The following is a 13,275-nucleotide window of genomic DNA, read 5'->3' as shown; positions in this document are numbered from 1 at the left end:
GCATAACCTATACAGCTCCTGATGACTGGCAACATGTTGCATCTCATGTTGCACGGATTCGCCGCGACCTCGTTGAAATGCTTGGAAATCAGGGGAAGCGCTTGCAACACGAATGCAACAAGCGAAATGGATTATCTAGTCGTAAGTTATTGAAATTAATGGTGATCCCGGCGCGATTCGAACGCGCGACCCCCAGATTAGGAATCTGGTGCTCTATCCTGCTGAGCTACGGGACCACTTGAGTGCCATGCATACAAAAGGCTTGGCGCGAAGCCAAGCCTTAATTGTTGCTAAAGGCCAAGGCGTTGTTCGGCGAGGCGGACCCAATAGGAGATGCCGTGGGCGATGGCTTCGTCGTTGAAGTCGTAGGCCGGGTTGTGGAGGCCGGCGCTGTCGCCGTTGCCGATGAAGATGAAGGCGCCGGGACGGGCGTTCAGCATATAGGAGAAATCCTCGCCGCCCATCATCGGATCGATCTCGGCGTTGACGTTGCCTTCGCCGGCGATGGCGCTGGCGGTGGCGACCGCATGCTCGGTCTCATCGGGATGGTTGACGGTGACGGGATAGTTGCGGTGGAAGCTGATGTCGGCCTCGGCGCCGTGGGCCGCGACCAGTCCCTCGATGATCTGCCGGAACCGCGTCTCGGCAAGTGTGCGCACCTCCGGGTCGAGGGTGCGGACCGTACCGGCGAAGGTCGCATCGTTCGGAATGACGTTATGGGCGAAGCCGGCATTGAACTTGGTCACCGAGACGACGACCGAGCGCAGCGGATCGGCGGTGCGCGAGGCGATCATCTGCAAATTGGCGATGATCTGGGCGCCGATGGCGATCGGGTCGATCGTCTTATGCGGCTGGGCGGCGTGGCCACCGCGGCCCTTGACGGTGACGGTGAATTCGTCGGTCGCCGCCATGATCGCGCCCTTGCGGGTGGCGAACTGGCCGACAGGCAGGCCCGGCAGATTGTGCATGCCGTAGACCTCTTCGATAGCGAAGCGCTCCATCATGCCGTCCTTGACCATCAGATTGCCGCCGCCGCCGCCTTCTTCGGCGGGTTGGAAGATAACGGCAACATTGCCGTTGAAGTTGCGGGTCTCGGCCAGGTATTTCGCGGCGCCGAGCAGCATGGCGGTGTGGCCGTCATGGCCGCAGGCATGCATCTTGCCCGGCGTCTTCGAGGCCCAGGGCTTGCCGGTGATCTCAGTCAGCGGCAGGGCGTCCATGTCGGCGCGCAGGCCGACCGTGCGGGAGCCTTCGCCCTTGCCCTTGATCAGGCCGACGACACCGGTGCGGCCGATGCCGGTGACGATCTCGTCGACGCCGAATTCCTTGAGTTTTTCGGCGACGAAGGCGGCCGTGTTTTCCACCGCGAAGAGGAGTTCGGGCCGGGCGTGGATGTGGCGGCGCCATTCGGCGACCTCGTCCTGCAACTCCGCGGCTCTGTTCAAAATCGGCATATCGGCGTTCCTGTTATGAAGTCTCGACAATCTTTCATCGCTTCACGAGGGTGTGAGGCTGTGGAAATTACTTAGTCAATGACCTTTGCCATGTCATAGCCATATAGGCTAAATAGGGGAGGATTTCGAGATTTTCCTGATATCTGAAGGACGAACCGTGTCGACGCGCCACTTCCGTTTGTTTGCTGCCTTGCGGCCGCTTTCTTTCGTATCAGCGGCGACTGCCGTTTTTCTGGGCTCTTTTTCGCTTGCCCAGGCCAATCCGCATATTCTGGTCGATGTGCAGACCGGCCGCGTGCTCGAGCATGAAGAAGCCTTCCGCAAATGGTATCCGGCCTCGCTGACCAAGCTGATGACCGTCTATACCGTGTTCGATGCGATCCGCGCCGGGCAGATCAGCCTCGATACACCCATCGTCATGAGCAAGCGCGCCGCCGCGCAGCCTGCCGCCAAGATGTATTTCAAACCGGGCCAGAAGCTGACGCTCGATAGCGCGCTGAAGATCCTGATGGTGAAATCGGCCAACGACATCGCGGTCGCGGTTGCCGAAGCCATCGGCGGCACGCAGGAGGGCTTCGTGACGCGGATGAACGGCGAGGCGCTGAAGCTCGGCATGACGGATTCGCATTTCGTCAATCCGAACGGCCTGCCCGGCAAGGGCCAGTATACGACGGCGCGCGACCTTGCGGTGCTGACGGTGGCGCTGCGCCGCGATTTTCCGCAATATGCCGGCTATTTTTCGCTGGAAGGTTTCACCAACGGCCAGCAGAACGTGCCGAGCCTCAATATGCTGATCGGCCGTTTCGCGGGCGCCGACGGCATGAAGACCGGTTTCATCTGCGCCTCGGGCTTCAACCAGATCGGCTCGGCGACGCGCAACGGCCGCACGCTGGTCTCCGTTGTGCTCGGCACCGACAGCCTTGCGGCGCGTGCCGATGCGACGGCGAATCTTTTGCAGAAGGGCTTCACCACCCAGCCTGCCAGCAACGACACGCTGGGTTCGCTGAGACCTTACGGGGTGGGACAGGACCAGGTAACCGACATCAGCGCCGATATCTGCAGCGCCAAGGGCGCCAAGGTGCGCAGCGAAACGCGCGACGAGGTCGGCCGCATGAAGGTGCAGTCACCCTATATCCAGCCGATGGACCACGATCCGCAATTCGTCTTTGCCGGGCTCATTCCGGGCCAGGATCCGCAGCCGGCCGCGCAGCCGGAAAAAATGGCGCGCGGTGATACGGCAGGAGCGATCGCCAACGTGCCGGTGCCGATGCCGCGCCCGACATCCTTCTAAGCTTTAAGGTAAGATGATATGAGCGCGCTCAACGACAGGATTCCGGTCACCATCCTGACCGGCTTTCTCGGCGCCGGCAAATCGACGCTCCTCAACCGCATCCTCAAAGATCCTGTCATGAAGGATGCGGCCGTCATCATCAACGAATTCGGCGATGTCGGCATCGATCATCTTCTGGTCGAAAGTTCCGGCGATTCGATCATCGAACTGTCCGATGGATGCCTCTGCTGCACCGTGCGCGGCGAGCTTGTCGATACGCTGGCCAACCTGATGGACGCGGTGCAGACGGGCCGCGTCAAGCCGGTCAAGCGCGTCGTCATCGAGACGACGGGCCTTGCCGATCCTTCGCCGGTCATGCAGGCGATCATGGGCAACCCCGTCATCGCCACGAATTTCGAGCTGGATGGCGTCGTCACTGTCGTCGACGCAGTGAATGGGCTGCAGACGCTCGACAATCATGAGGAAGCGCGCAAGCAGGCGGCGGTTGCCGACCGGCTGATCGTTTCGAAAAAATCGATGGCCGAGGTGACGGGTGGGCTGGAAAAGCGCCTGCGGGCGCTCAATCCGCGTGCCGTGATGATGGATGCCGACAGCGCCGAGGCCGGCAGTGCCGCAGTGCTGGTCAACGGGCTCTACGATCCGGCGACGAAGATTGCCGATGTCGGCCGCTGGCTGCAGGACGAGGATGCACACGAGGCGCATCACAATCACGACCATGATCGTGATGGACATCACGATCATCATCATGATGGCGATCACCATGGTCCCCACCATCATGATCATGCTGCGGATCAGGACCCGCACGACGTCAATCGTCACGATGCCTCGATCCGCTCTTTCTCGATCATCGAGGAGAAGCCGATCGATCCGATGGCGCTCGAGATGTTTATCGATCTTCTGCGTTCGGCTCATGGCGAGAAGCTGCTGCGGATGAAGGCGATCGTGTCCGTTTCCGACCGTCCGGATCGGCCGCTGGTGCTGCATGGGGTGCAGAGCATCTTCCATCCGCCGGTGCGGCTCCCCGCCTGGCCGGGGGAAGACCGGCGCACGCGCATGGTGCTGATCACCCGGGATCTGCCGGAAGCCTTCGTGAAGGATCTCTTCGACGCCTTCCTCGGCAAGCCGCGCATCGATATGCCCGATCGTGTAGCGCTGTCGGACAATCCGCTCGCTATCCCCGGCCTTAGAATTTAGCGCTTGCGAATCAGGAAGCGGTGGCCGTTTTCGGCCTTTTCCGTCTCGATCAGCTCGTGACCGTCCTCATTGCAGAAATGCGGCATATCGATCACGGCCAGCGGATCGGTGGTGTCGACGCGAATGAGCGTGCCGCTCGCCATCGCGGCGAGCTTCTTGCGTGTCTTGATCACGGGAAATGGGCATTTCAGGCCGCGAAGATCGTAGAGAACGGGGTTCAAGCCGTTCAGTTCCTCGCCCAGAATTTCCAGAACGGCTTCTTTGCCGTGGCTTCCGCCGTTTCCTGCGGTTCGGGCGCCGCAAAGGCCAGTGGGTTCTGCATCGGCACCGGCACGACCGCAGGGGTCGCGGCAGCGACGGCCACTGCCTGCGGCTGGGCAGGTGCTAGAGGTGTCGCGCCCGGCGCGCTCTTGGCAGCGAGGCCCTGCGCGGTGCGCTTGGCCATCATGTCTTCGAGTTCGGCGACCTTGACCATGCGGCCGGCTTCCAGCGAGGTGCCGGTCGGAGCGTAAGCAAGTTCGCGGCCCTTGCGCGTCTTGGCGACCACGGCCTTGCGCTCGGCTTCCGTGGGATCGTACCAGGCCATGCCGTCAAATTTGCTCATCGCCTTGGCATAATCGGCATCGTAGGTCTTGCCGTAGGAGGCAAGGGCGGCCGTCAGCGCCGGCGGCGTCGACATAGCCGGGCACTTGCCGGCGGCATTGAAGGCGCTGCCGTCGGTTGCCTGCTGGTTGAAGACGTACTTCTTCTCGCAGACGTTCACCTCAGGCGGGCGCTTCGTCACTTCGAAATTGTCGTAACCGACCTTCAGCATCTTCCAGAAGTCGTAATTGCCGTCGAGACGATGCTTGACCATGTTTTCCGCCGTCATGCGGAAGGGGAAGGCCTGCAGCTGCACGGTCGCCTGGCCGCCCTTGAAGGCGTCGCGGGCAAAAGCGTAGATCTCCAGCACCTGCTGGTCGGTCATCGAATAGCAGCCGGAGGAGGAGCAGGCGCCGTGGATCATCAGATCGGAACCGCTGCGGCCGTTCGCCGCGTCGTAGCGGTTCGGGAAGCCGGTATTGATCGCCAGATAATATTTGGAATTAGGATTCAGGTTGGCGCGCGTCAGGTCGTAGAAACCTTCCGGGGCCTGCCGGTCGCCGGTCTTTACCTTCGGGCCGAGACGGCCGGACCAGGCGCAGATCTTGTAATCGGCGATCTTGTCGAAACGGTTGTCGGTTTTCGCCTTCCAGATCTCCATGGCACCTTCTTCCTTGAAGATGCGGATCATGATCGGCGAATTACGGTCCATGCCCTTGGCGGACATCTGAGCGAGGATATGGCTGGGAAGCGGCTGCTCGACCTTGTTCTTGACCTTGGAAAGATCGACCTGCGCGGTTTCCAACGCGTCATTGCAGCCGGACAGAGCCAGCGCCATGAGGGAAATATAGGCAAAATGACGTATGCGCATCCAAACTAGCCCATAAAGATAGTGCGACCCGGTCCGCCTATGGAGTCCGGGCATCAGAAGGAATCATAGGCGGCTTATACTTTATAAATCCTTACCAGCCTATGACTGTGCCTGGAACATCCCCGCAAGCGCGAATGCTACAGATAACATCAATGTGGCCAAGATTTGGCCCCAATCGGCGAAGAGCCGAATGTCTGCTAGAGATTGCGGCCTATGGCGAGAAATTTCTGGCGGCGGTCGTTGCGCAGCTGTTCGCCGGAGCGGGGTGCCATCTCAGCCAGCGCGCTGGCGATTACGTCGCCGGTTGCGGCTATCACGCTGTCGGGATCGCGATGCGCGCCGCCGAGCGGCTCGGAAATGATGCCGTCGATAACACCGAGCGATTTCAGGTCCTCGGCGGTGATCTTCATGTTGGTCGCCGCTTCCCGGGCGCGGGTGGAATCGCGCCAGAGGATGGAAGCTGCCCCTTCGGGCGAGATGACACTGTAGATCGAATGCTCGAGCATATAGACCTTGTTGCCGGTGGCGATGGCGATCGCGCCGCCCGAGCCGCCTTCGCCGATGACGACGGAAACGAGGGGAACCTTGACGCCGAGACACATTTCCGTCGAGCGGGCGATCGCCTCGGCCTGGCCGCGCTCTTCGGCGCCGACGCCGGGATAGGCGCCTGCCGTATCCACCAGCGAAATCACCGGCAGGCCGAAACGATCGGCCATTTCAAGGATGCGGATCGCCTTTCGGTAGCCTTCCGGGCGGGGGCTGCCGAAATTGTGCTTGATGCGGCTCTTGGTGTCGTTGCCCTTTTCCTGGCCGATGACGGCGACGGGTTGGCCGCGGAAGCGGGCAAGGCCCGCCTGGATCGCGGCATCCTCGGAAAATTTGCGGTCGCCGGCGAGCGGTGTGAATTCCTGGAACAGGGTCTTGGCGTAATCGATGAAATGCGGTCGCTGTGGATGGCGGGCGACCTGAGTCTTCTGCCAGGGATTGAGCTTGGAATAGATTTCGACGATCGCCTCGCGGACGCGAACCTCCAGCCGGCCGATCTCATCGGTGGTGTCGATGCTCTCGTCTTCCGTTGCGAGCTTCTTCAGCTCGATGATCTTGCCTTCGAGGTCGGAGATCGGCTTTTCGAAGTCGAGATAATTGTGCATGAGGTGCGTTTCCGTTCCTTGTGCCCGGGGCGTTTTCCTGGCTCCGCCCCATGTCGCCGGTCCTATTCGTGCTTTTTCGCCTGTTTGGCAAGGGGGTGATGCGTCTGGACAAGCTGCTGCAGCCTCTCTTCGAGGACATGTGTGTAGATCTGCGTGGTCGAAATGTCCGAATGGCCGAGGAGTTCCTGTACGACGCGCAGATCGGCGCCGTTCGCCAGCAGGTGGCTGGCAAAGGCGTGGCGCATGACATGCGGCGAGATCAGCGACGGCGTCAGGCCGGCGCGGATCGCCAGGTTCTTGAGGTCGCGGGCAAAAACCTGGCGCGGCAGGTATCCCTCCTTCGAGGCGGAGGGAAACAGCCACGGGCTTTCCTGCCGTTCCTTCACGGCTGCATTTTCGGCCGCCAGCAGGCGCCCGTAGGATTTCAGGGCTGATATTGCCGAATGCGACAGCGGCACCAGCCGCTCCTTGTTGCCCTTGCCACGGATCATCAGGAAACGGCCTTCCTGATCGAGCACGCGGGCGGGAAGCGAGACGAGTTCGCTGACCCGCATTCCGGTGGCATAGAGCAGCTCCAGCAGCGCCAGCATGCGCAGGCGCTGCAGCTGGCCCGGAGCCGTATCCTCCGCCTCGGCCTCGGCCTGCGAAAGCAGCCTGCCGACCTCTTCGACGCCCATCGTCTTCGGCAGCGGACGGCCCTTCTTCGGCGCGTCGAGAATGCCTGTGGGGTCGTCGGTCCTCAGGCCCTCGGCATAGAGGAACTTGTAGAACTGCCGCATGGCGGCAAGCCGGCGCGCCTGGGACGAGGGTTTGAAGCCCTCTCGGGCGAGCGAGGAGAGATAGGCGGCGAGATCGGCGGAGGCGGCTTCTGTGAGCCGTATGCTGCGCTCGGTCAGGAAGGAGCGGACGTCGTCGAGATCGCGCTCATAGGATTGCAGCGTGTTGGCGGCAGCGCCGCGCTCGGCGCTCATCATCTCCAGGAAGGATTCCACATGGACGCGGCCGAGATCCACCATGCCGGTCACTTCCTGGTCGTGTCGATCGCGCCCGTGGCGGGCGGATTGACCCGCTCGGACGGAATGCGGATCGTCACGTCGCGCTGCTGCGGCTCCACGAAGGTCACAAGCGCCAGCATCGCTCCGTAGACCGTCCCGGCGAGGATCGCGCAGACGAACAGGAAACGGAACAGGGTCGGCATCCAGCAACTCCTTCATGCTCTGCTTCTGTTATAAGAAGCCTATCTGCAAGTGCAAGAAGCGGTATTCAAGCCATGATTCCCTTGTCCGCGACTTGACGCTCCATCTGCATTTGTCGATACCGTTTGCAAACAAAGTGTGAATGGACCGATGAGTGAACAACTGCTGACCGTTGCTGACAGCTTGAAAGACAGAGCTCGCGCCGCGCTCGGTTCACGCAATCTGATCCTTGTCGGCCTGATGGGCGCCGGCAAATCCTCCGTCGGGCGCATCGTCGCCAGCCAGCTCTCCATTCCCTTCATCGACAGCGATCTCGAGATCGAGCGGGTTTCGCGCATGACGATCGCCGAGCTTTTCGCCGCCTATGGCGAGCAAGAGTTTCGGGCGTTGGAAGCGCGGGTGATCAAGCGGCTGCTAAAGAGCGGGCCGCGTGTCGTCTCTACCGGCGGCGGCGCCTTCATCAACGACCGGACGCGCAAACATATCAAGAAGGGCGGCCTCTCCGTCTGGCTGAAGGCCGATCTCGACGTGCTCTGGGACCGGGTCGCCAAGCGCGACACGCGGCCGCTGCTCAAGACCGAAAATCCGAAGCAGACGCTCGAGGGCCTGATGAATGCGCGTTATCCGATCTATGCGCAGGCCGACCTGACCGTGCTTTCGCGCGACGTCCGCAAGGAAATCATGGCCGACGAAGTCTTAAAGGCCTTGATCGAAGCTCAGAAGGAAAGTGCAGCGTCATGAATGCGATAACCTCCGCCTCCGCCATCCGAACGGTGCATGTGCCGCTCGGCGAGCGCGCCTACGACATCCTGATCGGGCCGGGGCTGATTGCGCGGGCCGGCGCCGAGATCGCCTCTCGCCTCAAGGGCCGCAAGGCGGCCGTTATCACCGACGAAAATGTCGCGCCGCTCTATCTCAAAGCTCTCGTCGCAAGTCTGGATGAAGCGGGTATCGCCTCGGCTGAGGTCGTCCTGCCGGCCGGCGAGAAGACCAAGAGCTTCGAACATCTGATCACGGCCTGCGACAAGGTGCTTGAGGCGCGCGTCGAGCGTAACGATTACGTCATCGCGCTCGGCGGCGGCGTCATCGGCGATCTTTCGGGATTTGCGGCCGGCATCGTCCGCCGCGGCGTGCGCTTCGTGCAGGTACCGACCTCGCTGCTGTCGCAGGTCGATTCTTCCGTCGGCGGCAAGACCGGGATCAATTCCCGCCACGGCAAGAATCTGATCGGCGTCTTCCACCAGCCGGACCTGGTTCTGGCCGATACGGATGTGCTGAATTCGCTGAGCGCGCGCGAATTCCGCGCAGGTTACGCCGAGGTCGCAAAATACGGGCTGATCGACAAGCCGGATTTCTTTGCCTGGCTGGAAGCGAACTGGAAGGCAGTTTTTACCGGCGGCTCCGCACGCATCGAGGCGATTGCCGCCAGCTGCCAGGCGAAGGCCGATGTCGTCGTTGCCGACGAGCGTGAGAACGGTCAGCGGGCGCTGCTCAATCTCGGCCATACCTTCGGTCATGCGCTGGAAGCGGCGACTGCCTATGACAGTTCCCGCCTTGTGCATGGCGAGGGCGTTTCGATCGGCATGGTGCTGGCGCATGAATTCTCCGCACGGATGAACCTTGCAAGCCCCGACGATGCGCGCCGCGTCGAGCGGCATCTGAAGGAGGTCGGCCTGCCAACCCGCATGTCCGACATTCCGGGCGAACTGCCGCCGGCCGAAACGTTGATGGACGCGATCGCCCAGGACAAGAAGGTCAAGAGCGGCAAGCTCACCTTCATCCTGACGCGCGGGATCGGCCAGTCCTTCGTCGCCGACGACGTGCCGGCGTCCGAAGTGATCAGCTTTCTTCGGGAAAAACACGCCTGATGTCGGTCGAAGGCGCTCTGGCATTTCTTTCGACATATTGGCCGGAGATCCTTTCGATCACGGCGCTCGTGCTCATGTCCGCCTTCTTTTCCGGCTCCGAGACCGCGCTGACCGCCGTTTCGCGCAGCCGTATCCATACGCTCGAGGTCAACGGCGACGAACGCGCCGGCCTCGTCCGGCAGTTGATCGAACGGCGCGACCGGCTGATCGGTGCGCTGCTCATCGGCAACAATCTCGCCAATATCCTGTCCTCCTCGATCGCCACCAGCCTCTTCCTCGGGCTGTTCGGCAGTTCCGGCGTGGCGCTGGCGACGCTCGCGATGACCGTCATCCTGGTGATCTTCGCGGAAGTGCTTCCGAAGAGCTGGGCGATTTCGGCGCCTGAGCGCTTCGCACTCGCCATCGCGCTGCCGGCCAGGCTGTTCGTTGCCGTCGTCGGCCCGGTTTCCTCCTTCGTCAATGCGATCGTGCGGCAGATTCTTTCGCTGTTCGGCATCAATCTCTCACGAGAGACATCGATGCTGACGGCGCATGAGGAACTGCGCGGTGCCGTCGATCTGCTGCACCGCGAGGGATCGGTGGTGAAGGCCGACCGCGACCGCCTCGGCGGCGTGCTCGATCTTAGCGAGCTCGAACTGTCCGACATCATGGTCCACCGCACCGCGATGCGGGCGATCAACGCCGACGATGCGCCGGAAGCGGTGGTGCGGGTTATCCTCGAAAGCCCCTATACGCGCATGCCGCTGTGGCGTGGCACGATCGACAACATCATCGGCGTCGTCCATGCCAAGGATCTGCTGCGGGCGCTTGCCGAGCCGAACATGGAGCCGCAGAACCTCGATATCGTGAAGATCGCGCAGAAGCCGTGGTTCGTGCCCGACAGCACCAACCTCGAGGACCAGCTCAACGCCTTCCTGCGGCGCAAGCAGCATTTCGCCGTCGTCGTCGACGAATATGGCGAGGTGCAGGGCATCGTCACGCTGGAAGATATTCTCGAGGAAATCGTCGGCGACATTTCCGACGAACACGATATCGAAATACAGGGCGTGCGTCAGGAGGCTGACGGCTCCGTCGTCGTCGACGGCGGCGTTCCGATCCGCGACCTGAACCGCGCGCTCGACTGGAACCTGCCCGATGAGGAGGCGACGACGATCGCCGGCCTCGTTATCCACGAATCGATGACCATCCCGGAAGAGCGCCAAGCCTTCACCTTCTACGGCAAGCGTTTCGTCGTCATGAAGCGGGAGAAGAACCGCATCACCAAGCTGCGCATCCGCCCGGCCGGAGAAGACGGCGCAAAGCCAGCCTGATTCTGCTTGGATCGTAGACGGCTAGTGCCTATATGGGTTGCGTGCCGCTACCAGCGGGTCGGTTCACCAGGTGCAGCCGGTTCGACGGCCAGCGCATGCAGGCCGGCATCGAGCTCCGGTTTCAGCAGGTCGGTGATTGCCCGGTGGCGCGCCAGCCGCGACAGGCCGGCGAATTTTCCGGAAACGATCCTCACCCGCATATGGGTTTCGCCGGTGCCCGTGATATCGGGTTGGTGGCCGGCATGCAGATGGCTTTCGTCGATGACGCTCAGGCGTTCGGGCGCGAAGGCTTCGACAAGTTTTTCTTCGATGCGGGTTCGCAGGGTCATCATCCGGTCTTGCTGTTCGCGAAAAGGGTTCCTACCAAGCCTGCAACATTCCCGTTTGTCAATTCTTGTTGTCGCTTCGCGACAGCCCCATAATTAGCGCCGTCATGAGACTTGATTCCAAATATTTCGATCGCATCCGAACACGCCGCAAACGCGAGCCGGAGACAGAGCAGGCGCCGCCTACCTGTCAATGGGACGGGTGTGACAAGAAGGGCGCGCATCGCGCTCCGGTCGGCCGCAATGCGGAAGGCCAGTTCTTCTTGTTCTGCTTCGAGCACGTCAAGGAATACAACAAGGGCTACAATTATTTCTCCGGTCTTTCGGACGGCGAGATCGCGCGTTACCAGAAAGAGGCGATCACCGGCCATCGGCCGACATGGACGGTCGGCGTCAACAAGGCGGCGAAGGACAGTCCGCTGCATTCGGAGATCCGCTCCGGCGCCTATACCCGCGTTCGCGATCCCTTCGGCTTCGTCAAGGAAGGCGGCAAGGGCAGCGGACCGCGTTTTCCCCAGGCGCGCAAGCTGAAATCGCTTGAGACCAAGGCCTTCGAAACGATGAGCCTCGACGCCAATGCGACATCGGCGGAGATCAAGAGCCGCTACAAGGAACTGGTGAAGAAACACCATCCGGATGCCAATGGCGGCGACCGCGGCTCGGAGGAGCGTTTCCGCGCCGTCATCCAGGCCTATCAATTGTTGAAGCAGAACGGTTTTTGTTAATTCCCGTCCTTGCTCTTAGGCTTCAATCGGGTATGGTCCAAATCGGCTGAGGCCGCAGGCAAACGCGGCTCATATTTGTGCGTTTTCCCGACATCGCCTCCGCCGACCTTCCGGACGCGGCGTTTCTTGTCCGGGACTCTTTCAAGAATGCTCGCACGCGGTCATTATCCCGCCGAGGTTTCGTTTCAGTCCCGGAGAAGCATCGCCGACGTTCCGACCTGAACGGGCGCGGAATAAAAAAACGCGGCGTCTGGGTTGCGACATGGCCTGAGACAGTATGGCCGGGTGGCATCACCCGCCTTGGAGACACGATGAGCAAGATCGACCTGGATATATCAGAACTGCCCGATACCACCGTTTCGGTCCGCGAGGCCTTCGGCATCGATTCCGACATTCGCGTTCCCGCCTACAGCAAGGGCGACGCCTATGTTCCGGACCTCGACACCGACTACCTGTTCGACCGCGACACGACGCTCGCCATTCTCGCAGGCTTCGCCCATAACCGCCGCGTGATGATTTCCGGCTATCACGGCACGGGCAAGTCCTCGCATATCGAGCAGGTGGCGGCGCGGCTCAACTGGCCTTGCGTGCGCATCAACCTCGATAGCCATGTCAGCCGTATCGATCTCGTCGGCAAGGATGCGATCGTCGTCAAGGACGGGCTGCAGGTCACCGAATTCAAAGACGGCATCCTGCCCTGGGCCTATCAGCACAATGTCGCGCTGGTCTTCGACGAATATGATGCCGGCCGCCCCGATGTGATGTTCGTGATTCAGCGCGTACTCGAATCCTCCGGGCGCCTGACGCTGCTCGATCAGAGCCGCGTCATTCGGCCGCACCCGGCCTTCCGTCTGTTTGCGACTGCGAACACGATCGGCCTCGGCGACACGACCGGCCTCTATCACGGCACGCAGCAGATCAACCAGGCGCAGATGGACCGCTGGTCGATCGTCACCACGCTGAACTACCTGCCGCATGATCACGAAGTGAATATCGTCGCCGCCAAGGTGAAGAGCTTCGGCAAGGACAAGAACGGCCGTGAGACGGTTTCGAAGATGGTGCGCGTCGCCGACCTGACGCGTGCCGCCTTCATGAACGGCGATCTCTCGACCGTCATGAGCCCGCGTACGGTTATCACCTGGGCCGAAAACGCCGAAATCTTCGGCGATCTCGCCTTCGCCTTCCGCGTCACCTTCCTCAACAAGTGCGACGAGCTGGAGCGTCCGTTGGTCGCCGAGCATTATCAGCGCGCCTTCGGCGTCGAGCTGAAGGAAAGTGCCGCCAACATCGTTCTCGGGGCTTGAGAC

General features: G+C 61.6%; 14 protein-coding genes and 1 tRNA gene. 7 read left to right on the top strand and 8 right to left on the bottom strand.

Features of this window, described 5'->3' with window-relative positions; translation table 11 throughout:
* Positions 1-159 precede the first annotated feature (159 nt).
* Positions 160-236: transfer RNA gene (locus AC25BC_RS19755), tRNA-Arg, on the bottom strand.
* A 54-nt stretch (positions 237-290) separates the two neighbouring features.
* A complete protein-coding gene (locus AC25BC_RS19750; RefSeq protein WP_012759208.1) occupies positions 291-1,454 on the bottom strand; it encodes a M20 aminoacylase family protein in 1,164 nt (387 codons plus the stop codon).
* A 157-nt stretch (positions 1,455-1,611) separates the two neighbouring features.
* Between AC25BC_RS19750 and AC25BC_RS19745 the strand changes: the two genes are divergently transcribed.
* Complete coding sequence (locus tag AC25BC_RS19745) at positions 1,612-2,745, top strand: D-alanyl-D-alanine carboxypeptidase family protein (RefSeq protein ID WP_012759207.1); 1,134 nt, start codon at positions 1,612-1,614, stop codon at positions 2,743-2,745.
* A gap of 18 nt (positions 2,746-2,763) precedes the next feature.
* Complete coding sequence (locus AC25BC_RS19740; RefSeq protein WP_012759206.1) at positions 2,764-3,939, top strand: CobW family GTP-binding protein; 1,176 nt, start codon at positions 2,764-2,766, stop codon at positions 3,937-3,939.
* On the opposite strand, the gene AC25BC_RS19735 is transcribed toward AC25BC_RS19740, so the two are convergent.
* The 5 genes from AC25BC_RS19735 to AC25BC_RS19715 form a co-directional block, all read right to left on the bottom strand.
* Positions 3,936-4,160, bottom strand: coding sequence for a sulfurtransferase TusA family protein (locus tag AC25BC_RS19735; protein ID WP_128438289.1), 225 nt, complete (start codon positions 4,158-4,160; stop codon positions 3,936-3,938). The two genes, AC25BC_RS19740 and AC25BC_RS19735, sit on opposite strands and share 4 nt — an antisense overlap.
* A 5-nt stretch (positions 4,161-4,165) precedes the next feature.
* Positions 4,166-5,392, bottom strand: coding sequence for a L,D-transpeptidase family protein (locus AC25BC_RS19730; protein ID WP_012759204.1), 1,227 nt, complete (start codon positions 5,390-5,392; stop codon positions 4,166-4,168).
* Positions 5,393-5,589: 197 nt separating this feature from the next.
* Positions 5,590-6,543 carry an acetyl-CoA carboxylase carboxyltransferase subunit alpha gene (locus tag AC25BC_RS19725; RefSeq protein WP_012759203.1) on the bottom strand — a complete coding sequence of 318 codons (954 nt, stop codon included), beginning with the start codon at positions 6,541-6,543 and terminating at the stop codon, positions 5,590-5,592.
* A gap of 62 nt (positions 6,544-6,605) precedes the next feature.
* Positions 6,606-7,559 carry a site-specific tyrosine recombinase XerD gene (gene xerD / locus AC25BC_RS19720; protein ID WP_017995332.1) on the bottom strand — a complete coding sequence of 318 codons (954 nt, stop codon included), beginning with the start codon at positions 7,557-7,559 and terminating at the stop codon, positions 6,606-6,608.
* Positions 7,560-7,564: 5 nt separating this feature from the next.
* Positions 7,565-7,741, bottom strand: coding sequence for a hypothetical protein (locus tag AC25BC_RS19715; protein ID WP_012759201.1), 177 nt, complete (start codon positions 7,739-7,741; stop codon positions 7,565-7,567).
* 148 nt (positions 7,742-7,889) lie between these two features.
* Between AC25BC_RS19715 and AC25BC_RS19710 the strand changes: the two genes are divergently transcribed.
* The 3 genes from AC25BC_RS19710 to AC25BC_RS19700 are packed head-to-tail and all read left to right on the top strand — an operon-like array spanning position 7,890 to position 10,917.
* On the top strand, positions 7,890-8,480 hold the full coding sequence (locus AC25BC_RS19710) for a shikimate kinase (RefSeq protein ID WP_012759200.1): 591 nt from the start codon (positions 7,890-7,892) through the stop codon (positions 8,478-8,480).
* Entirely contained in the window at positions 8,477-9,607 is a 1,131-nt protein-coding gene (aroB, locus tag AC25BC_RS19705; protein ID WP_012759199.1) for a 3-dehydroquinate synthase, read from the top strand. The genes AC25BC_RS19710 and aroB overlap by 4 nt, the downstream gene beginning before the upstream one ends.
* Positions 9,607-10,917: an HlyC/CorC family transporter gene (locus AC25BC_RS19700; protein ID WP_012759198.1), complete on the top strand. Its 1,311-nt coding sequence runs from the start codon at positions 9,607-9,609 to the stop codon at positions 10,915-10,917. Before aroB ends, AC25BC_RS19700 begins: the two co-directional genes overlap by 1 nt.
* A gap of 47 nt (positions 10,918-10,964) precedes the next feature.
* Here AC25BC_RS19700 and AC25BC_RS19695 read toward each other — a convergent pair whose 3' ends face one another.
* On the bottom strand, positions 10,965-11,249 hold the full coding sequence (locus AC25BC_RS19695) for a BolA family protein (RefSeq protein WP_012759197.1): 285 nt from the start codon (positions 11,247-11,249) through the stop codon (positions 10,965-10,967).
* Positions 11,250-11,350: 101 nt separating this feature from the next.
* Here AC25BC_RS19695 and AC25BC_RS19690 point away from each other — a divergent pair, with 101 nt between their 5' ends.
* Together AC25BC_RS19690 and cobS are read left to right on the top strand one after the other, a co-directional pair.
* A complete protein-coding gene (locus tag AC25BC_RS19690; protein WP_012759196.1) occupies positions 11,351-11,968 on the top strand; it encodes a J domain-containing protein in 618 nt (205 codons plus the stop codon).
* Between the two features lie 311 nt (positions 11,969-12,279).
* Positions 12,280-13,272: a cobaltochelatase subunit CobS gene (cobS, locus tag AC25BC_RS19685; RefSeq protein ID WP_012759195.1), complete on the top strand. Its 993-nt coding sequence runs from the start codon at positions 12,280-12,282 to the stop codon at positions 13,270-13,272.
* Positions 13,273-13,275 lie beyond the last annotated feature (3 nt).

This window comes from Rhizobium sp. WSM409 (assembly GCF_057653825.1).
This window is presented reverse-complemented; position numbering and strand designations above follow the sequence as displayed.